Genomic DNA, 20,364 nt, shown 5'->3' on the forward strand with positions numbered 1-20,364 from the left:
ATCCGCCCATCACTTCGTAAAGCCCTTGACGATCATAACGACTCTAATTTAAGTTACTGCCTATCGCTTGATGCTTGGCGTTACATCACTGAGAGGCTTCATCATGTTGAGAACCGTCGCCGCTGCCGCCGCTTGCCTGACCCTGGCCGCCTGCGGGACCTCGCCCGCCACACCGACGCTGAGCACCGCTTATGAACTGCCCGGCAACGCCGTATACCCGGAGGGCATCGGCGTGGACGCGCGCAACGGTGACACCTACGTCGGGTCGTTCGCGGACGGCACGGTGTATCGGGCCGGCGCCGACACTTCGCGCGCCGAGGTGTTCCTGCCCGCGGGCGCCGACGGCAGGAAGACGGCGAACGGCGTGAAGGTCGATCGAAGTGGTCGACTGTGGGTGATCGATTCGGGTGTGGGCGTGAGTGTTTACGACACCGGATCACGAGCGCTGCTCGCGCGCTTCGAAGTGCCCGGTGACGCACCGCGTTTCGTCAACGACCTGGATTTCGGCGCGGATGGGTCGGCCTATTTGACCGACAGCGTGCGGAATGTGGTCTACAAGGCGGTAATCGGCGCCGGAGGTGCACTGACAGTCGCCTACGACCTGACCACCGCGCTCGGGCCGCGCGACCCGAAGGTGTTCGAGCTCAACGGCATTGTCGCCGACCCGGCCGGGAAGTTTCTGATCGTCGTCGCCATGTCAGCGGCCGAGCTGTACCGCATCGACCTCACCGGCGGCGCGGATCCGATCCGAAAGGTAGTGCTGACCGGTGGCGACGCGCGACACGGCGATGGGCTGGACCTGCGCGACAACACGCTGTGGATAGTCCACAACCTCGACAACACGATCAGCCGCTGGGCCCTCGGCGACAACGGCGCCACCGCTACCCGCACCGGCGAATTCCACGATCCAGCGCTGAATGTTCCCACGACGATGGTGCATTCGGGCGAGCGCGCACTGATCGTGTCGTCGCAGTTCGACAAGGGCGGGCCACTGGGTCAGGCGGGCACACCGGGGCCATTCGTGGTTTCGGCGATCAACGGGTTCTAGCGATGAATTCGCCCAGGACGGAAACGAATTCGTCCGGTTGCTCGACTTGTGGGGAGTGGCCCGCGTGTTCGACGAGGTGGGTATCGGCGCCCGCGGCGGCGAAACGGGCGAGGGTTTCGGCGCTGCCGTAGAGGTGGTCGTGACGGCCGTGGATGGCGAGGACGGGCTGGTCGAGGGCCCGCACGCGGGTGTCGAGGGGTTGCTCGGCGAAGTCGTCGGCTCGGGCGCCCACCGCGTAGGCGAGGCCCGTGGGGAGAGTGGCACGGAAGTCGCGCACCAGCGCGTCGGCCAGCCCGGGCGCCGAGTCGTAGCGGAAGCGGGGCGCGAAGGCCGATCGGCTCGCCAGGCGGATCACCGGCCCCGGTGTCCACCGCTGCGCCAGGCGCACCGCCCACGGGCGGACAACCCATTTCGCGGCCGTCGGGATCCTGGCAGCCTGGTAATCAGGGGCTTGGCCGACGACCACCACGCGCGCAACGCGGTGGGAGACGGCGGCGAGTTCCAAAGCGATCTCGGCCCCGAACGAATGGCCGACCACCGTCACGTCGGTGAGGTCCAGGTCGTCCATGAGCGTGACGAGCGGCGCGACGCGGGCCGCGGCGCTGAAGTCACCGTCGGCGCCGAGCTCGTGCATATCGACTCGGATCACGCGAAACGTGGCGGTCATTCGCTCGGCGACGGCAGCGAACCAGTCGACCGAGCCCGGGATGCCGTGGATGAACACGATCGCCGGCGCGGTGGGTTCGCCCTCGTCCAGAAACAACACGTCAACCACCCTAATCGGCACAGTCACGGAGCGTTCACAGCATTTCGCGCGCGTCGCGGTGACGTTGCTGGGCAACGGTTTCGCGGATTCGGTGTCGAGGGCAACCGCGGCGGGATTCTTCGTCGCTTTCGCCATCGGCTGAGCCATTCCGCCCGGTCGTGGCCAGAATTTCCGATCCATACCGGTGGCAATATTTCGCCGGGTCGCATACGCTTCGCCGCGGATGAAAACGCCTCTTGGAGGGACGAGTGATCACTCCGAACAGGCCGGAGGACGTAGCCGATACTCGGCATGCGGTGCCGTTGACCCAACTGATACACCTGATGGCGGAGTATCAGCACCTGGGCGCGCACCGTGACACCTTTCTCGCCACCCCCGCCGACGACACCTTCGTGCGCGGCTGCGGCATCGTGGCGGGCTGCATCGCCACCATCGGCGTCATCGTCGCGGCCGTCGGCGGCTGGCAAGGTGGTGTCACCCTGCTGGTGATCGCCGCCGCGCCCGTGCTGCTCGCACTACACCGCGGCGTGATCAACCGGCAGAACCGCGCCGCCCGCATCGACCTGTTCGACCACGGCGTCACCGTCTACCGCTCTGGTCAACGCGTGGCCGGATTCCGGTGGGACAGCACCGAAGTGCGTCAGCAAGCCATCCCCTTCCACGACACCACGCCCGTCACCTACCTGCTGGAACTGTCGGGTCCCGGCGGTGTCGAAGCCACCATCGACGAAGAGGGTTTCGCCCGCGCCCGCGAATGGGCCCGCGCCATCCAATCCGCCGTCACCGCAACCCAACTCCCCGCCGCGGTAGCCGCCATCGACAACGGCGAAACCGTCCCCTTCGGCGAACTCTCCCTCTCCCTGGACGCCCTCACCTTCCGCGAAGAGGCCCTGCCCTGGGAAGACATCCAACTCATCGACGCCCGCAGCGGCCACATCCGCATCAAACTCTCCGGCATATGGATGTCCCTGGCCCCCGTCAGCACCATCCCCAACTTCTACATCTTCAACGAGCTGGCCGAGCGCCTCCGCCTCACACCAGTGGTCTAGCTTCGCAGACCCGTCTGTGTAACCGGTTGCATGTCAGTCACTTTCACTCGTTTCACTGCGTGGTCAGTGAATACCCGCTGAACCGTTCCGCCCCTTTTCATGACGAAGGCCGGTCCACCGAGTGGTGGACCGGCCTTCGTGGCTTGCGGGGAACTTACTGATCAGGAGATCAGAAGTCCATGCCGCCCATGCCACCGGTGGGGTCGCCGCCTGCGGGGGCGGACTTCTCCGGCTTGTCGGCGACTACTGCCTCGGTGGTGAGGAAGAGCGCGGCGATGGAGGCCGCGTTCTGCAGGGCCGAGCGGGTGACCTTGACCGGGTCGGCAACGCCGGCGGCCAGCAGGTTCTCGTAGACACCGGTGTCGGCGTTCAGGCCTTCGCCCTCGGGGAGGTTGGAGACCTTCTCGGCCACGACGCCGGGCTCGAGGCCCGCGTTGAAGGCGATCTGCTTGAGCGGGGCCGACAGCGCGACGCGCACGATGTTGACACCGGTCGCCTCGTCAGCGGTCAGACCGCTGAAGCCGTCGAGCGCGGGAGCGGCCTGCAGCAGCGCGACGCCACCACCTGCAACGATGCCCTCTTCGACGGCGGCCTTGGCGTTGCGCACGGCATCTTCGATGCGGTGCTTGCGCTCCTTGAGCTCGACCTCGGTAGCGGCACCGGCCTTGATCACCGCAACGCCGCCGGCCAGCTTGGCCAGACGTTCCTGCAGCTTCTCACGGTCGTAGTCCGAATCCGAGGACTCGATCTCGGCGCGGATCTGCGCCACGCGGCCCTTGATGGCCTCCGCGTCGCCCGCACCCTCGACGATGGTGGTCTCGTCCTTGGTGATGACGACCTTGCGCGCGGTGCCGAGCAGCTCGATGCCGGCGGTCTCCAGGGAGAGGCCGACCTCTTCGCTGATGACCTCGCCACCGGTGAGGATGGCGATATCGGCCAGCTGGGCCTTGCGACGGTCACCGAAGCCGGGCGCCTTGACGGCGACGGACTTGAAGGTGCCACGGATCTTGTTCACGACCAGGGTCGACAGGGCTTCGCCCTCGACGTCCTCGGCGATGATCAGCAGCGGCTTGCCGGCCTGGATGACCTTCTCCAGCAGCGGCAGCAGGTCCTTCACGGTCGAGATCTTCGACGACACCAGCAGGATGTACGGATCCTCGAGGATCGCTTCCTGACGCTCGGGGTCGGTCACGAAGTAACCGGAGATGTAGCCCTTGTCGAAGCGCATGCCCTCGGTGAGCTCCAGCTGGAGCCCGAAGGTGTTGCTCTCCTCGACGGTGATGACACCTTCCTTGCCGACCTTGTCCATCGCCTCGGCGATGAGCTGGCCGATGGCCGGGTCGCCCGCGGAGATACCAGCGGTAGCAGCGATCTGCTCCTTGGTGTCGATCTCCTTGGCGGTGTCGAGCAGGCGAGCGGTGACGGCCTCGACTGCCTTCTCGATGCCACGCTTGAGGCCGAGGGGGTTCGCGCCGGCCGCGACGTTGCGCAGACCTTCACGCACGAGCGCCTGGGCCAGCACGGTGGCGGTGGTCGTACCGTCGCCGGCGACGTCATCCGTCTTCTTGGCGACTTCCTTGACCAGCTCTGCGCCGATCTTCTCGTACGGGTCCTCGAGGTCGATCTCCTTGGCGATGGAAACACCATCGTTGGTGATCGTGGGGGCGCCCCACTTCTTCTCGAGCACGACGTTGCGACCCTTCGGGCCCAGCGTCACCTTGACAGCGTCGGCGAGGGCGTTCAGACCCCGCTCGAGACCGCGACGGGCCTCTTCGTCGTACGCAATTGTCTTGGCCATTGCGTTGAGATCCTCCACATGTCTATGGCTGACACACGAGACGACCACAGGTTGGATCGCCCCAAAAGTTACGCCGGCCAGGTGCGGTGCCCGCGACGGACGACCGAGGGTGTCGATGGAACCCGATCTCACCACCCCGACCTGGCACTCAACAGTCACGAGTGCCAAAGCCATTTTTAGCACTCGGGTGACGAGAGTGCAAGGTCGCGCCCGGCACGGAGGACATACCGGGCGCGACCGCCGTCTCAGGCCTCGTCCTGCACCGAAGCCAGAAACTGACTCAGCACCTCGACGAGCTCGGCCTCGACGACGGCCTTGTCAAGGCCCAGACCGCTGAGTACGCCCGCGCCGTTCTCCTGCTCCAGCAGAGCCAACAGGATGTGTTCGGTGCCGATGTAGTTGTGGCCGAGGCGCAGCGCCTCGCGAAAGGTGAGCTCGAGTACCTTCTTCGTGTCGCCGTCGAACGGGATGAGAGCGGGCACGTCACCGTCGGCGGCGGGCAGCGAGGCGATCGCGGCATCACGCACCGCGTCCAGCGTGACACCCCTGGCGACGATCTCCTTGGCGGCCAGACCTTCCGCCTGACCGATCAGGCCGAGAATCAGGTGCCCGAGCGCGATCTGACTGCTCCCCGAGGCGCGGGCCGCCTCCTGGGAGCCGACGACCACCTGCCGGGCCCGGTCGGTGAACTTGGCGAAGCCGGCCTGCGGATCCATCGCGGCCGTGTCGCTGGGCCCCTTGGGCACGAACCGTTTCTGGACGGCCTGCTTGCTGACGCCCATGCTGGCGCCGATATCGGTCCAGGAGGCACCGGAGCGGCGCGCCTGGTCGACGAAGTGGCCGATCAGATGATCAGCGGTCTCACCGAGGTGATTGGCGGCGACCACGGCGTCGGAGAGTTGGTCGAGGACATTGTCGGGGCGGGCCTTTTTGATGCCGTCGATGAGGTCGTCGAGGCGGAAGTTCGGAGTGCTCATACGTCAACTGTAGGTTGACGATGCCAGGGCGTCAACGATTGGTTGACGGTCAATTCCTGGCACAGTGGCGTCATGGGGAGACTTCGGCGCTGGGCGCCGCGCGTAGTGGGGATTGCCGTGACGGCGGTGTGCCTGGTCGGCGCCGGACAACTGCTATGGCCACAGCCGGGGTTGGACGAACAGCCGGGGTCGACGGCGCGGCAGTTGGCCTTCGTGCGTGACGCACTCGACGAAGGGTCGGATACGGCTGCGCAAGAACTGTTTCCGGAGGGGTACGTCTTCTCGAACGTGCTCTACGGTCTGGCCTGGGTGCAGGCCGCGCACACCGACTCAGGGCTGCGCGATGACGCGCTGCGTGAATCACGGTGGGCGCTGGCGCGATTGGAGTCCGACGAGGGTCGCGCGGTTTTCAGCCCTCGATTGCAACCCACGTACGGGGTGTTCTGGGCGGGGTGGACCAACTGGTTGCGCGGGGCGATCCTGTCGCTCGATAGCTCCGATACCGCTGCGGTGCAGCAGTTCTCCACGCGAAGCACCGAGATCGCACAGGCGTTCTCGGCGGCCGACACGCCGTTTCTCCAGGCCTATCAGGGCCAGGCCTGGCCCGTCGACTCGACCGTCGCGATGGCTTCACTTCGCCTGCACGACACACTGTTCGGTGCGAAGTACACCCCGGTGATCGATCGCTGGCTCGAGCAGGCGAAGACCCGACTCGACCCCGCGACCGGTCTCCTACCGCATCAGGTTTCACCGACCGACGGATCGATGACGACCGGTGCGCGGGCGACCTCGCAGACAGTGATCCTTCGGTTCCTGCCCGAGATCGATCCAGCGTTCGCGAGGAACCAGTACGCGCTGTATCGCGACCAGTTCCTCGCTCACCCAGGAGGTTTCGGTCCCGCCGTTCGCGAGTATCCGAAGGGAGTCGACGGGAGCGGTGATGTCGATTCCGGCCCGTTGGTCGCCGGGATCAGCCTGTCCGCCACCGTCGTCGCCGTCGGCGCGGCCAGGGTGAACGGTGACCGGGCGTTGGCTGCCGCGATCGGATCGGAGGGCGAGCTGATCGGGTTGCCGATCGATCTGCCGTGGTCCAAACGCTATGCGTTCGGGCTGTTGCCGATCGGCGACGCCTTCGTGGTGTGGTCCTCGACAGCACGGCTACTGACGGCGGCCCCGATGACGGTCGAGCACGATGTGCGCTGGTGGTGGCGGCTGCCGTGGCTTGGCGTGCTCGGCCTGATCGCCATCGCACCCTGGGCACGGATGTCGGCCCGCCTCGTCAGAGGTCGGGCCGAGCGCCACGCGCCCGGACTTACCGCAACCCCACGGTGAAAGCGGTCCCCCGCACGATCAGCTCCTTCATCACCACACCGATCCGACCGGTGAACACCCTGTTCGTCGGGGTGTCATCGGCTTTCACGAGCTGCAACACCGCGTCACGGCGGCCGAGGCTGATGCACTGCGCGACGTAGCGCCCCTCCATCGGCTGCGGTTCGCGACCGCGCGCCCGCGCCGTGATCGCCCCGACCACGTACTGCCCCGCGGGAATCGCTGTCGCACAAGCCATCCGCAGCGGACGACCGTCCACCCCGGCCATCAGCGCGGAATCGCCGACGGCGTAGATGTCGGGGTGCGACACCGAGCGCAGCGTGTCGTCGGTGCGGATGCGACCGTCGGCGGCGACCTCCAACCCCGCGCGACGAGCCAGGTCGGGAACGGTGAAACCGGTGGTCCAGACGGTGGTGGCGGCGGGCACCAGGGTGTCGTCGGCGAGCCGGACAGCATCGGGCAGCACCTCGACAACCTTGACGCCGGACCGGATTTCGACGCCGAGCCGGGTGAGCGCGGCACGGATCGTCTGGTGTGCGCGCGGCGAGAGCCAGGCGCCTGGGTCTTCGGAGCCGAGCAGGCTGATCCGCGAATCCGGTTGCGATTCAGCGAGTTCGGTGGCGAGTTCGATGCCGGTCGGGCCCGATCCGACGATGACGATCTGACCCGACAGCGCCGTCACGTCCTCGGCGGTGGCGACGAACTTCGCGTGCTCGGCGGCACCGGGTACGGCGTTGCGGTCGGCCTGGCTGCCGAGCGCGTAGACGAGGGTGTCGTAGTGCAGCGTCCACTCACCGTCGACGGCGACGATCTTGCGGTCCGGGTCCAGGTCGGTGACTCGTGCCTGGATGAACTCGATACCCTTGCGTCCCAGCGACTTCCGCAGGTCGAGTCGCTTCACCGGCTGGCCCGCGGCGGCCTGGTGCAGACGCACCCGCTGCACGAATTCGGCGCGGGCGTCCACGACGGTGATCTGGGTGTCGCGAGTCTTCTTCGCGAGGGCGCGGGCCGCGGTGAGTCCCGCGTACCCGGCGCCGAGGACGACGATCCGATGCTGACCGGTCATGGTGTGGCTCCTTCTCTCGAAATGCCTACACACACCAGACTGATCAGCCGCCGAGTTCCTGACAGCTTCTCGAGGTGACCTGCATCACACGGTTACGGCACCCAATTTGATCGGGTTCACGACCGTGCGAACCGCCGCGATCGAACCCGCTTCGTCGAAGTCGAAGACCAGCACACCGGCCGGGACCTCGTCCTGGAGCAGGATCAGACCCACATCGCCATTGATCTCGGTGAATTCGAACCGCGACGTGGGACCGAGGAAGCGCCGCAGGTTGGACAGGTAGCGCGCGACCACATCGCCGCCGACCACCGGGATCTTGGCCGCGACCACCCGGCCGCCGCCATCGGCGACCGACACCACATCGTCGGCGAGCAGTGCGCGCAGACCACCCACATCGCCGGTGGACGCCGCCTGCAGGAACTTCTCGATCATCGTGCGCGCGTGCTCGGCCGACACCACGTAGCGCTGTTTGCCGGTGCGCACGCGCTGACCGGCCCGATGGAATATCTGCTGGGTGTTGGCCTCGGTGAGATCGAGCATCTGCGCGATCTCGGCATGCGGGTATCCGAAGGCCTCGCGCAGCACGAACACGGCGCGCTCGATCGGGCTGAGCCGTTCCATCGCCGTGAGCACGGCCAGGGACACCGACTCGCGTTCCTCGACGGTCCCCAACGGGCCGAGCGCGCCGGCGCCGGTCGGCACCGGCTCCGGCAGCCACTGCCCGACATAGGTCTCGCGGCGGGCACGGGCCGAAACGAGCTGGGTGCGACACAGATTCACGGTGACGGTCGTCAACCATGCTTCAGGATTGGCGATCTCGCCCCGGTCGGCCAGCGCCCACCGCAGATAGACCTCCTGCACCACGTCCTCGGCCTCGGTCGCCGCGCCGAACATCCGATATGCCAGCGAGAACAACCGCTGCCGATGCTCCATGAACTCGGCGACGCCGTCGGATTCCACCTGTGCCCCTTTGCCGGACTGCGTTCTACTCGTCGTTGCGCGGCCGACGCAGACGCAGGCGCGCGGATCCACGGATCGCCGGTCGGCGGATCGCGGGCATCCGCCGCTGCGCGCGCCGTTGCGCCCGCCGCTCAGCCGGCTTGTGCTGCCACGTTTCCGGTCGCGCGGCCACCCATCGGGCCGACCGCCAGGCGAACGGGATGTGCGCCAGGTACAGCGCCACCAAGATCAGCAGCAGCACGATCGGGAAGGTGACCAGCAGTGCCGCCGCCAGAGCGGTCAGCACGAGCAGGCCCGCTGCCGCCTGCGGGGCGACCGACACCGACTTCATCGCCAGGGTCGGAATGGTGCTCACGCACAGCAGTGCGGCGAAGACCGTCCACGCGGCGACGAAGGCGAAACTGTCCCACCAGCCGTCGCCGAACTGCACCTTCAACGCGATCGGCACCAGCGCGATCAACGCACCGGCGGGCGCGGGCACACCGACGAAGTACTCGCGCGCCCAAGTCGGCCGGGAATCGTCGTCGAGCAGGGTGTTGAAGCGGGCAAGGCGCAGGACCAGGCTCACCGCGAACAGCAGCGCGACGATCCAGCCCGCGCTGTAGCTGTCGAGCAAGGTCACATAGATGACCAGCGCGGGCGCGACGCCGAAGGAGATGGCGTCCGACAGCGAATCGAGTTCGGCGCCCATCTTGGAAGTGGCGTCGAGCATGCGCGCGAGGCGGCCGTCGAGGGTATCGAGCACGGCGGCCGCACCGACCATCGCCAACGAGATACCGAGCTCACCGTCGAGGCCGAACTTCACTGCTGACAGGCCCGCACACAGGGCGAGGATGGTGACGACGCTCGGGAGCAGCCGTACTGAGCGGGGACGCTTACGGGCCTGCTCGATCATCCCAGGACAGCCAGGACGGTTTCGGCCCCGATCGTGCGCTGCCCGGGGGCAACAAGCAGTTCGGTGCCGACCGGGAAATAGGTGTCGACGCGGGACCCGAACCGGATCAGGCCGTAGGTGTCACCGATGGTGAGCAGGTCACCGACGCGGGCATCGCAGACGATGCGACGAGCCAGCAGACCGGCGATCTGCACCACGACGACCTGCTTACCGTCGGCGGTATCGATGACCATGCTGTTGCGTTCGTTGGCATCGGAGGCCTCCGGTAGATCGGCCGAGAGGAATTTGCCCGGCTGATGCAGCACCTCGCGCACGGTTCCGGACACCGGAACGCGCTGCACGTGCACATCGAGCACCGACAGGAAGATGCTCACGCGCGGCAACGGCTTGTCGCCGAGCCCGAGCTCAACAGGCGGCACCGCGGTGTCGACAAGGGCCACTTCACCGTCGGCGGGCGCGACCACGATGCCCGGCCGGTTCGGCGGCACGCGATGCGGGTGCCGGAAGAAGGCGGCGCAGGCTGCGGCAGCGGTCAGACCGGCCCGACGCACCCATTTATTACGTCCGCCGACGACCGCCACCGCCAACGGCACCGCGACGAACGGCAATCCGGCGGGATGTAGCGGGGGTACAGCGGCCCGCACCAGGTCGACGACGTGTCCGACTCCGGTGGTATCGGGCGTGCCGGGCGGGGTGGGGCGGCGTGCCACGGGCTCCCTCTTTCGTGTGATGACTACAAGCGATCACACCTTACGGGAAGCCCGGGGCAAGCACCCGTGGTCAGTGGACCGATCTACGCCCGGTGACCAGCTTCACCAGGAACAACAGCACGCAGGCTCCCGCCAGACAGGTGATGAAGCTGAAAATCCAGCCCGCGCCTTCTACATCGACGCCGAAAAGGCTCAGCAGGAATCCGCCGAGCAGACCGCCGACGATCCCGACCACGATGTTGAGCAGGATGCCCTGCTGTGCGTCGGTCTTCATGAACTTGCTCGCGATCCAACCGGCCAGACCGCCGATGATGATCCAACTGATGATGCCGAGTCCGAGCATGGTGTCCTCGATTCCTCGATGGGCCGGCGAGCAAACGCCTTGTCACCAAGATACCCCCGGCTGCCTTGTGACAATCGACACTGAGATCACGATCCGAGGCGTAATATGAGGATGCCTCATGTCTGAGCGTTCACATGGCGTCCACGCACGGGCCGCGGGCGATGAGGGACAGATTTCGATGCTTCGGGTACACCCAGCGGTGCTGCCGCAGGTTGACAGGTACATAGGAGACTCACAATGGCTCGAATCGCCCAGACGACGGGTGCAGAGCACACCGCGATCCTCGGATTGGGCGTCTACCGCCCGACCCGGGTGGTCACCAACGACGAGCTAGCGGGGCCGATCGACTCGAGCGACGAGTGGATCCGCACCCGGTCCGGCATCAACACCAGGCGCTTCGCCTCCGACGAGGAAACCATCCAATCCATGAGCGTCGCCGCCGCACGCGACGCGATCGCCGCCGCCGGGGTGCAGGCCGACCAGATCGACTGCGTCATCGTGGCGACGTCGACCCATCTGGTGCTCACCCCGGCAATCGGGCCACGCATCGCCACCGAGCTGGGCATGACCGGCTCGGCCGCCTTCGACATCTCGGCGGGCTGCGCCGGGTTCTGCCACGCGCTCGGCATGGCATCGGACCTGGTCCGGGCCGGCACCTCGAATCACGTGCTGGTGATCGGCGTCGAAAAACTCAGCGTCACCATCGACTTCACCGACCGTGCGACGGCCTTCCTGTTCGCCGACGGCGCGGGCGCGGTCGTTGTCGGCCCGTCCGCCGAACCGGGCATCGGCCCGACCGTGTGGGGTTCGGACGGCACCCAGCACCACGCCATCCGCCAGACCAAGGACTGGGTGGAGTTCTTCGACGAGATCGAGGAGAAGGGCACCGACGCGGTGCGCCCTTACCTCACGATGGAGGGCACCGCGGTGTTCCGCTGGGCCGCGCATTCGCTGGAGAAGGTCTGCCGCGACGCGATCGACCGTGCGGGCCTGACCGCCGGTGATCTCGACGCGATGATCCCGCACCAGGCCAACGGCCGGATCATCGAGATCATGGCCAGGGTGCTCGAACTCCCGGAGCACTGCGCGCTCGCCAACGACATCGAGGACGCCGGCAACACCTCGGCAGCGTCGGTCCCCCTCGCGATGGAGGCGCTGCTGCGCAAGGGCGAATCGAAGCCGGGCGACACCGCGCTGCTGATCGCCTTCGGCGCCGGGCTGTCCTATGCGGCACAGGTTGTCACGCTGCCCGCCTGGAAATAGCTGATCAGCAAATCTCACATAACCGGGGTGGCCTGCGCCGAAGCAGGCCACCTACCGGTTGGCTCGCCGTGTCCACCTTGTCCCGCTTGCACCAACTCGGACATGCTGGCAAACTTTTCGCTACCGACGTTTGCTGATCGACGAAGCTCAGCCTCCAGCGTTCCCGTCGTCAACCCGAGGTGATCGGCCGTGAAACTGCGCTCACTCCTGCCACGCAGGCACATCAACGAGGTCCCGCTCCTGCCGAGCATCGGATCGGACGACGCTTTCGCGCTCCCCAGCGCGCTCGTGCCGCGGGGCACCCGTCTCAAACGCGAGGAACGCCTCGAACGCCTGCTCACCCCGACCGAGCTCGACCTGGTCCTGCACCACCAGCTGTAATTTTGGAGCGGGGCCCTCCGGGCACTCCTTCGTCGCACCCTCCACTCAGTCCAGATCAGGGCGGGCCCCTCGGAAGACACACGTCGGATGCCCGGCCCGAGACAGGGGGATACTCGAAACGTGAGCACTCCCTCGGTAACCAAACCGGCCATTCTGAGCGTTGACGACGACCCCGGCGTTTCCCGGGCGGTCGTGCGCGATCTGCGCCGCCGCTACGGCGCCGACTACCGGATTCTGCGGGCCGAATCGGGGCAGCAGGCGCTGGAGGCGCTGCGGGAGATGAAACTGCGTGGGCAGCCCGTGGCGGTATTGATCGCCGATTACCGGATGCCCGGCATGGACGGGATCGAATTCCTCGAGCAGGCGATGGACCTGCACCCGTACGCGCGCCGGGTACTGCTCACCGCCTACGCCGACACCGATGCCGCGATCGACGCGATCAATGTCATCGATCTCGACCACTATCTGCTCAAGCCGTGGGATCCGCCGGAGGAGAAGCTGTACCCGGTGATCGACGGGTTGCTCGATGTCTGGCGCAGTGCCGAGCAACGGCCGGTGTACGAGACCAAGGTCGTCGGCGATCGATGGTCGCCGCGGTCCTCGCAGGTGCGAGAGTTCTTGGCGCGCAATCAGTTGCCGTATCGGTGGTACCCGGTCGACGAACCGGAGGGCACCCGGCTGCTGGAGGCGGCGGGCGCCGATCCGCTGACCTGTCCGGTGGTGATCACGGCCGCGGGCATCGCGCTGATCCAGCCGACCGACAGCGAACTCGCCGAAAATGTCGGGCTCACCGTCGAACCCAGTGGGGATTTCTACGATCTGATCGTGGTGGGCGGCGGGCCTGCCGGGCTCGGCGCGGCGGTGTACGGCGCCTCGGAGGGGTTGCGCACGGTACTGGTGGAGCGCACGGCCACCGGCGGACAGGCGGGGCAGAGCTCGCGGATCGAGAACTACCTCGGATTTCCCGACGGGGTATCGGGCTCGCAGCTGGCGGATCGGGCCCGGCGGCAGGCGGCGAAGTTCGGCGCGGAGATCATCACCACTCGCGATGTGGTCGCGCTCGAGGTCAACGGTTCGGCGCGCACGGTGCGGTTCGCCGATGGCGGAAAGCTGTGCGCGCACACGGTTCTGATCGCCACGGGCGTGGACTACCGACGTCATCCGGCGGCGGGCGTGGACGAATTCACCGGGCGTGGTGTGTATTACGGATCGGCGATGACCGAGGCGGCTGAATGTGCCGACCAGGATGTCTACATCGTCGGCGGGGCCAATTCGGCCGGGCAGGCCGCGGTGTTCCTGTCCCGCAATGCCCGTCGCGTGCACCTGGTTGTTCGGGGCGACTCGCTGGAGCGGTCGATGTCGCACTATCTCGTCCGCCAGATCGCGGGTATTCCGAACATCGTGGTGCACACCGAGACCGAGGTTGTCGGCGCCGACGGCGACACGCATCTGGAACGGATCATCCTGCGCGACAACAGCACCGGCACCGAAGACAAGGTCGACGCGCAACGCCTGTTCCTGTTCATCGGCGCCGCTCCGCAGACCGCCTGGCTCGACGGCGTCGTCACCCGTGACGCGGCCGGATATGTGCTGGCCGGACCTGACCTGATGGTCGACGGCGCGCGACCACCCGGCTGGGAACTGCCACGCCCGCCGCAGCACCTCGAGACCAGCGTCCCCGGTGTGTTCGTCGCGGGCGATGTGCACGCCGAATCCGCCAAGCGGGTCGCCTCGGCGGTTGGTGAGGGCGCGATGGCGGTCATGCTCGTCCACCGGTATCTGGCGTGAGTGAGGACTCGATGATCTGCGATCCGGAAGAACTGCGCACGCTGTTCCTGTTCGAGAAGCTCGACGAGAACCAGCTCGCCGAACTGTGCGACATCGGGCGCATCGAGTACGTCGACCCGGGCCCGGTGTTCCGCGAGGGTGAACCGGCCACCTGCTTCTACGTGCTGATCGACGGCGAGGTGCGGCTCACCAAGCTGTCCGGTGGCATGGAGATCGAGATCAACCGCACCGACCATCGCGGGGTGTACGCGGGCGCCTGGATGGCCTATCTGGGCGATCGGGCGAACCAGGACTACAACGGCTCGATGTACGTGCTGCGCCGCTCCCGGTTCCTGGTCATCGACGCGGCCGATTTCGCCAGGATCATGCACGAATGGTTCCCGATGGCCGTGCACCTGCTCGAGGGCGCGTTCTTCGGCGGACAGAAGTCGAGCCAGCGGATCGCCGAACGGGAACGGCTGCTCGCCCTCGGTTCGCTGTCGGCCGGGCTCACCCACGAGCTCAACAATCCCGCCGCCGCCGCGGTGCGCGCCACCTCCGGCCTGCGCGAACGCGTCGCCGGGATGCGGCACAAGCTCAAGATGATGGCCGAGGGCAAGTTCCCGGCCGACGCGCTGGTCAAGCTCGTCGAGATGCAGGAGCAGGCCGCCGACCAGGTCGCCAAGGCACCCGACCTCAGCCCGCTGGAAGCCGCCGATCGCGAGGACGCGCTGGCGGACTGGTTCGAACAGCGCGGCATCGCCGACGGCTGGAATCTGGCGCCGACCTTCGTGCAGGCGGGCCTGGACACCGACTGGCTCGAGGGCGTGCACGCGACGCTGGAAGCGTGCCAGGCGCCGGTGTTCGAGGGCGCCGTGCGCTGGCTGAACTACACCATCGAGACCGAGTTGCTGATGAACGAGATCTTCGACTCGACCACCCGCATCTCCACCCTCGTCGGTGCGGCCAAACAGTATTCGCAGATGGATCGCGCGCCGTATCAGGTCGTCGACCTGCACGAACTGCTCGATTCCACCCTGGTGATGCTCAACCGAAAACTCGGTGACGGCGTCCGTGTGGTGAAGGACTACGACCGCAGCCTGCCGCCGATCCCCTGCTTCGCCGCCGAACTCAATCAGGTGTGGACCAACCTGATCGACAACGCGGTCTACGCGATGGGCGGCGAGGGCACCCTGACGATCCGCACCTTCAAGGAGAACGACTGCGCCGCCGTCGAGATCGGCGACACCGGACCGGGCATTCCCCCCGAGGCGCGTGGTCGCATCTTCGAGCCGTTCTTCACCACCAAACCGGTCGGCGACGGCACCGGCCTCGGCCTCGACATCTCGTTCCGGATCGTGGCCAACAAGCACAACGGTGACATCCGGGTCGAGTCGGAACCCGGCAACACGCGGTTCATCGTCCGCCTACCGTTGCGACCGACAGCGGAGGATGTCAGCACACCTACTACAGGAGGTCAGGATGGCTGAAGCGGGGATCGATCCGAGCGTGCCGCCCAGCGGCGCCGGTTGCGTCGAGTGTGACGAGAGCGGCGGCTGGTGGGTGCATCTGCGCCGCTGCGCCGAATGCGGGCACGTCGGCTGTTGCGACAGCTCCCCCAGCAAGCACGCGACGAAGCATTTCGAGGCCACCTCGCACCCGTTCATGCAGAGCTACGAACCGGGCGAGGACTGGTTCTACAACTTCTCCAGTGGAGAGATGTACAGCGACGGTCCCGAACTCGCCCCGCCGACCAGCCATCCGACCGATCAGTCCGTGCCCGGCCCCGTCTCGCGGGTGCCCGCGAACTGGCAATCACTCCTGAGCTGACCGAGCCGAGCGACTAAGGCTTCATCCCGGCGGCGTCGGCGACCGGCTTGTCGGCATTGGCCGGAACGAGGCAGACCAGCTTCACCGTGCTGAGCGCCACGTTGGGGCTGCCCTCGAACGGCCCACCGGGATTCTCCGCGAGGATCTTGTCGATCGCCTTCTTCTCGCCGTCCGCGTCGAGCGACTTGAACTGCGTGCAGGTGATGTCGGCGCTCGTGGCGGCCGAGGTCGGCGCCGCGCTCGAGGAGGGCGCTGTGGTGGTGGCGGGCGCGCTGGAGCTCGGCGTGCCCTTGCGCAGCCCGCTCGCGTCGGCGGAGTCGTCGCCGGAACCACACCCGACCAGTGTCAGGGTCAGTGCCCCGGCGGCCAGAACGGCGAGGGAGATTCGGTTCATCTGCTGCTTTCCCCGGTAGATCGCGGCGCCGGCACCTCCGGCGCGTCCGGTGCAGCGTACCGACTTGCGGCGATAGTTCGTCATGTCAGCCAGAATGGCCGTCTGACCTTGCGGTCAGCCTATCGATTCCTGATCGCGCCGCGACGCGGCAGAATGGGGCGGTGGCTGAACTTTCGCTCACCGCCCGGCTCAACCCCTCCGCAGCCGATGCTCGTCGCGGGGTGGTGCGCTTGCACCCCGAGACGCTCACCGCGCTCGGTCTGCGCGAATGGGACGGCATCGCCCTGATCGGCGCGCGCAGGACCGCGGCGGTGGTGGCGAAGGCGCCCGCGGACAGTCCGCCGGGAGTGGCCCTGCTCGACGACGTGACGCTGTCGAACGTGGGGTTGCGGGAGAACGCGGCGGTGACGGTGGCCCCGGTGACGGTCTTCGGCGCCAGGCAGATCTCGTTGAGCGGCTCGGCGCACGCGATGGCCAGCATCGCGGCAGCCACGCTGCGCCAGGCGCTGCTCGGCAAAGTGGTGACCGTCGGTGACACGGTGTCGCTGCTGCCGCGCGATCTCGGACCCGACATCAGTTCCTCGGCGGCCACGCAGGCGCTCTCGCGTGCCTTCGGCATCGCCTGGACCACCGAACTGCTCACCGTCACGGCGATCGAGCCGATGCCGGGACCGGTGAGCGTGCAAACGAATTCGGCCGTCGGCTGGGGTGCGGGCGCGGCCGCGACCCAACACACCCTGGAACGCAACGGCGACACGCGGCAGCCGTCGGGAAATAGGTCCGGCGCGCTCGGGCAGCAAGGGGTTCCGGAGTCGGATGAGCAAGAACCTGCCGCCGTGAAGGTGAGTTCGGGCAGCACGCCGGTCCAGATCGAGGACCTGGCAGGGGTGCAGGGCCAGGCGGCCAAGCTGGCCGAATGGCTGAGCTTGGCGCTCGACGAACCCGAGTTGCTCAAGACCCTCGGCGCACCGGCGCACCTCGGCGTGCTCATCACCGGTCCGGCCGGAGGCGGCAAGGCAACCTTCGCCAAAGCTGTTGCCGCACCACGTCGCATCGTCGAACTCGACGGCCCGAGCGTCGGCGCGACCGAGAGCGGCACCCGGCTGCGTGAGGTCGCCGAGGCGGTGGCCGATGTCGCCACCGGACAGGGCGGCGTGCTGCTGATCACCGATATCGACGCACTGCTGCCCGCCGAGGCCGACCCCGTCGCCACTCTCATTCTCGACCAGCTGCGCGCCGCGGTGCGCGCGCCGTGTGTCGCGCTGCTGGCCACCACCGCCCATCCGACGCAGGTGGATTCGCGGCTACGGGCACCGGACCTGTGCGACCGCGAACTGGCACTTCCGCTGCCGACCGCGGCGATTCGACGGGCACTGCTCGAACAGCTGCTACGCAAGGTACCCGCGGGAGAACTCGATCTCGAGGTCATCGCCTCGCGCACACCGGGTTTCGTGGTGGCCGACCTGACCGCACTGTGCCGGGAAGCGGCGGTGCGCGCGGCGGGCCGGGCCAGCCGCGAACACACCGAACCAGCACTCACCCAGGACGACCTGATCGGCGCACTCGATGTGATCCGCCCGCTGTCTCGTTCGGGGACAGAGGAATTGGCGATCGGATCGCTCGACCTCGACGACGTCGGCGACATGGTCGAGACCAAGCAGGCACTCACCGAAACGGTGCTGTGGCCACTGCGCCACCCCGACTCGTTCGCCCGCCTCGGCGTCGAACCGCCTCGCGGCATCCTGCTCTACGGGCCACCCGGCTGCGGCAAGACCTTCCTCGTGCGGGCACTGGCAGGTACCGGTCAGCTCAGCGTGCACTCGGTGAAAGGCGCTGAGCTGATGGACAAGTGGGTCGGCTCCTCGGAACGAGCGGTGCGCGAACTGTTCCAGCGGGCCCGCGACTCGGCGCCGTCGCTGATCTTCCTCGACGAGGTCGACGCGCTCGCGCCTCGGCGCGGCCAGAGCAGTGACTCCGGGGTGTCGGACCGGGTGGTCGCCGCCCTGCTCACCGAACTCGACGGTGTCGAACCCCTGCGCGATGTGGTGGTGGTCGGCGCGACCAACCGCCCCGAGTTGATCGACCCCGCACTGCTGCGGCCTGGCCGACTCGACCGCCTCGTCTTCGTCCCACCGCCGGACGGCCCGGCGCGGCTCGAGATCCTGCGCACGGCGGGCCGCTCGGTTCCGCTCGCCGAGGATGTCGACCTGGCCGCCCTTGCGGAAGATCTCGACGGCTACTCGGCCGCCGACTGTGCCGCCCTGCTCCGTGAAGCCGCACTCTCGGCGCTGCGCCGCGATATGGCCGCCGCGGACGTCACCGCCGAGGACGTGGCCGCCGCCCGCGCCACCGTGCGCCCGTCCCTCGACCCCGCGCAGGTCGAATCGCTGCGCCGCTACGCCGAGAGCAGGGCTTGATCTCCGGAACTCGCCGCCCAGGTATCCGGACACGACATCCCAGGTGGGAGGGGTAGTCGCCGGTATCGTCGATACGGTGCCCAAGATCGGTGATGGTCTGGACGCGGTCACGGCGTTCGCCGGGGCCGCGGTCGCGGGGATGTCGCTGTTCCTCCCGTTCAGCTTCGGTGAGGATTCGGCGATCGATTCCCCCTACCGCGTCACCAGCCTGATCAACAGCGTTCCCCGCGCGGCCGCACTCGGTCTCATCGTGGCTGTCGTGGTCGCCGTGCTGTCAAGGCCGATCACCCGACCGGGGCTGATCTGGCTCACCGCGACGGGTGGGGCGGCGGCGCTGGCGATCAACTACTTCATCGGGCAGGCGATGACCTCCGCCGATGTACTCACCACCCAGAACTACATCGACTCGCTGTGCGGCGGGGTGCTGTTCGGCGCGCTGTGCATCTGCGCGTGGCGGATGCGCTGGTCCGCGGTCGGTTTCGGGCTCGGGGTCCTGGTCGTGTTCGTGTACGGCCAAGTCGTCGCGGTGTTCACCTCGAACACCACGGCGACGGCGGACAAAGCCGTGCACACCCCGCACTGGCTCATCGGCGCCGCGGTCGTGCTGCTGGCGGTGAACACCGCGCGACACCGACACGGCATCATGTTGCCCGCGATACCGCGGATGGCGGCGGATCTGCCGATCACCCCGATCATCGCCACCACCGTGCTGTCGCTGTCGCTGCTGATCGCCACCGACTGGCTCGGTCGCGAGTTCGACGAACGACAGGGCAACTCCTGGCGGATCGCGCTCGCCGTGATCGTCACGCTCGTGGCGGCGTTCGCCGCCGCCGCACTGCTGCCCGGCCGCGACGGCACCGGCGTCCTAGTCGCCGTGAGCGTGGCCGCGGCCGCCGATTCGCTCGGTGACGCACCGAGTCTCGGTTGGCATCTGCTCCTCGTTCTCGTCGTCGGTGTCGGCGCCATCCTGGCGGGCCTGCGCTGGCCGACACCGTGGGGCGCGCTGCTCGGCGCCGCCGCGATCTGCGGTTTCGCCGCACTGGCCGAATTCCTGCCCTGGGCGTTCGTGTGGACGGCCGGGGTGGTGCTGGTGACCTGTGTCGCCGGTTTCGCCATCGGTTCGCTCCGGGTCAGCTACCTGCCGAGCGCGATGCTCGGGCTCGGTGCGCTGTATCTGCCGTCGATCCTGTGGGCGATTCCCACCGGGCAGCGACACTGGCCGACGAGCAGCGTCGCGGTGTCGGAGCGGGTGCCCGGCCAGGTCGCGCTGGCCATCATCGTCGGCGCCGCGGTCGGGCTCGCGGTGCTGTACCAGATCCGGCCCGCCACGCCGCCGCGGGCGAGTCAGCCATAGCCACACCGCACACGACA

The 20,364-nt window shown here is 67.6% G+C and carries 19 protein-coding genes; 10 read left to right on the forward strand and 9 right to left on the reverse strand.

From position 1 onward, the window contains the following. Positions 1-103 precede the first annotated feature (103 nt). Positions 104-1,048, forward strand: coding sequence for an SMP-30/gluconolactonase/LRE family protein (locus IBJ82_RS17885; RefSeq protein ID WP_194826973.1), 945 nt, complete (start codon positions 104-106; stop codon positions 1,046-1,048). Here IBJ82_RS17885 and IBJ82_RS17890 read toward each other — a convergent pair. Next, positions 1,035-1,814 carry an alpha/beta fold hydrolase gene (locus IBJ82_RS17890; RefSeq protein ID WP_194826974.1) on the reverse strand — a complete coding sequence of 260 codons (780 nt, stop codon included), beginning with the start codon at positions 1,812-1,814 and terminating at the stop codon, positions 1,035-1,037. The two genes, IBJ82_RS17885 and IBJ82_RS17890, sit on opposite strands and share 14 nt — an antisense overlap. A gap of 248 nt (positions 1,815-2,062) precedes the next feature. On the opposite strand from IBJ82_RS17890, the gene IBJ82_RS17895 reads away from it, so the two are divergent. Then, positions 2,063-2,863, forward strand: coding sequence for a DUF6585 family protein (locus IBJ82_RS17895; protein ID WP_370585356.1), 801 nt, complete (start codon positions 2,063-2,065; stop codon positions 2,861-2,863). Between the two features lie 169 nt (positions 2,864-3,032). Here the strand turns inward: IBJ82_RS17895 and groL are convergent, their stop codons facing one another. Next, on the reverse strand, positions 3,033-4,661 hold the full coding sequence (groL, locus tag IBJ82_RS17900; protein WP_194826975.1) for a chaperonin GroEL: 1,629 nt from the start codon (positions 4,659-4,661) through the stop codon (positions 3,033-3,035). A 245-nt stretch (positions 4,662-4,906) separates the two neighbouring features. Continuing rightward, complete coding sequence (locus IBJ82_RS17905; protein ID WP_194826976.1) at positions 4,907-5,638, reverse strand: Clp protease N-terminal domain-containing protein; 732 nt, start codon at positions 5,636-5,638, stop codon at positions 4,907-4,909. Between the two features lie 72 nt (positions 5,639-5,710). On the opposite strand from IBJ82_RS17905, the gene IBJ82_RS17910 reads away from it, so the two are divergent. Further along, positions 5,711-6,970, forward strand: a complete 1,260-nt coding sequence (locus IBJ82_RS17910) for a hypothetical protein (RefSeq protein ID WP_228537175.1) — start codon at positions 5,711-5,713, stop codon at positions 6,968-6,970. Here IBJ82_RS17910 and IBJ82_RS17915 read toward each other — a convergent pair. The 5 genes from IBJ82_RS17915 to IBJ82_RS17935 all read right to left on the reverse strand — a co-directional run bounded on the left by IBJ82_RS17915 (position 6,951) and on the right by IBJ82_RS17935 (position 10,941). Further along, positions 6,951-8,033 (reverse strand): NAD(P)/FAD-dependent oxidoreductase, encoded by a 1,083-nt coding sequence (locus tag IBJ82_RS17915; protein WP_194826977.1) that lies wholly within the window; start codon positions 8,031-8,033, stop codon positions 6,951-6,953. The two genes, IBJ82_RS17910 and IBJ82_RS17915, sit on opposite strands and share 20 nt — an antisense overlap. An 84-nt stretch (positions 8,034-8,117) precedes the next feature. Continuing rightward, entirely contained in the window at positions 8,118-8,993 is an 876-nt protein-coding gene (locus tag IBJ82_RS17920; protein ID WP_194826978.1) for an RNA polymerase sigma-70 factor, read from the reverse strand. 25 nt (positions 8,994-9,018) lie between these two features. Continuing rightward, the gene (locus tag IBJ82_RS17925; RefSeq protein ID WP_194826979.1) at positions 9,019-9,888 is read right to left on the reverse strand and encodes a phosphatidylcholine/phosphatidylserine synthase; all 870 of its coding nucleotides are present in this window, start codon (positions 9,886-9,888) and stop codon (positions 9,019-9,021) included. Beyond that, positions 9,885-10,598: a phosphatidylserine decarboxylase gene (locus tag IBJ82_RS17930; protein ID WP_063004109.1), complete on the reverse strand. Its 714-nt coding sequence runs from the start codon at positions 10,596-10,598 to the stop codon at positions 9,885-9,887. The genes IBJ82_RS17925 and IBJ82_RS17930 overlap by 4 nt, the downstream gene beginning before the upstream one ends. A gap of 70 nt (positions 10,599-10,668) precedes the next feature. After that, positions 10,669-10,941: a GlsB/YeaQ/YmgE family stress response membrane protein gene (locus IBJ82_RS17935; protein WP_194826980.1), complete on the reverse strand. Its 273-nt coding sequence runs from the start codon at positions 10,939-10,941 to the stop codon at positions 10,669-10,671. Between the two features lie 237 nt (positions 10,942-11,178). On the opposite strand from IBJ82_RS17935, the gene IBJ82_RS17940 reads away from it, so the two are divergent. The 5 genes from IBJ82_RS17940 (at position 11,179) to IBJ82_RS17960 (ending at position 16,182) form a co-directional block, all read left to right on the forward strand. Next, the gene (locus IBJ82_RS17940) at positions 11,179-12,204 is read left to right on the forward strand and encodes a beta-ketoacyl-ACP synthase III (RefSeq protein ID WP_194826981.1); all 1,026 of its coding nucleotides are present in this window, start codon (positions 11,179-11,181) and stop codon (positions 12,202-12,204) included. A gap of 189 nt (positions 12,205-12,393) precedes the next feature. Further along, on the forward strand, positions 12,394-12,585 hold the full coding sequence (locus IBJ82_RS17945; protein ID WP_194826982.1) for a hypothetical protein: 192 nt from the start codon (positions 12,394-12,396) through the stop codon (positions 12,583-12,585). A gap of 120 nt (positions 12,586-12,705) precedes the next feature. Continuing rightward, positions 12,706-14,373 (forward strand): FAD-dependent oxidoreductase, encoded by a 1,668-nt coding sequence (locus tag IBJ82_RS17950; RefSeq protein WP_194826983.1) that lies wholly within the window; start codon positions 12,706-12,708, stop codon positions 14,371-14,373. Positions 14,374-14,384: 11 nt separating this feature from the next. Further along, on the forward strand, positions 14,385-15,842 hold the full coding sequence (locus IBJ82_RS17955) for an ATP-binding protein (RefSeq protein WP_194827228.1): 1,458 nt from the start codon (positions 14,385-14,387) through the stop codon (positions 15,840-15,842). Further along, positions 15,835-16,182 (forward strand): UBP-type zinc finger domain-containing protein, encoded by a 348-nt coding sequence (locus IBJ82_RS17960; RefSeq protein ID WP_194826984.1) that lies wholly within the window; start codon positions 15,835-15,837, stop codon positions 16,180-16,182. Before IBJ82_RS17955 ends, IBJ82_RS17960 begins: the two co-directional genes overlap by 8 nt. 13 nt (positions 16,183-16,195) lie before the next feature. On the opposite strand, the gene IBJ82_RS17965 is transcribed toward IBJ82_RS17960, so the two are convergent. Then, entirely contained in the window at positions 16,196-16,660 is a 465-nt protein-coding gene (locus IBJ82_RS17965; RefSeq protein ID WP_228537177.1) for a hypothetical protein, read from the reverse strand. Positions 16,661-16,737: 77 nt separating this feature from the next. Between IBJ82_RS17965 and IBJ82_RS17970 the strand changes: the two genes are divergently transcribed. Together IBJ82_RS17970 and IBJ82_RS17975 are read left to right on the forward strand one after the other, a co-directional pair. Then, complete coding sequence (locus IBJ82_RS17970; RefSeq protein WP_194826985.1) at positions 16,738-18,993, forward strand: AAA family ATPase; 2,256 nt, start codon at positions 16,738-16,740, stop codon at positions 18,991-18,993. A gap of 76 nt (positions 18,994-19,069) precedes the next feature. Beyond that, positions 19,070-20,347 carry a hypothetical protein gene (locus IBJ82_RS17975; RefSeq protein ID WP_194826986.1) on the forward strand — a complete coding sequence of 426 codons (1,278 nt, stop codon included), beginning with the start codon at positions 19,070-19,072 and terminating at the stop codon, positions 20,345-20,347. Positions 20,348-20,364: the final 17 nt, after the last annotated feature.

Source organism: Nocardia sp. XZ_19_231 (genome assembly GCF_015355705.1).
Classification (GTDB): domain Bacteria; phylum Actinomycetota; class Actinomycetes; order Mycobacteriales; family Mycobacteriaceae; genus Nocardia; species Nocardia salmonicida.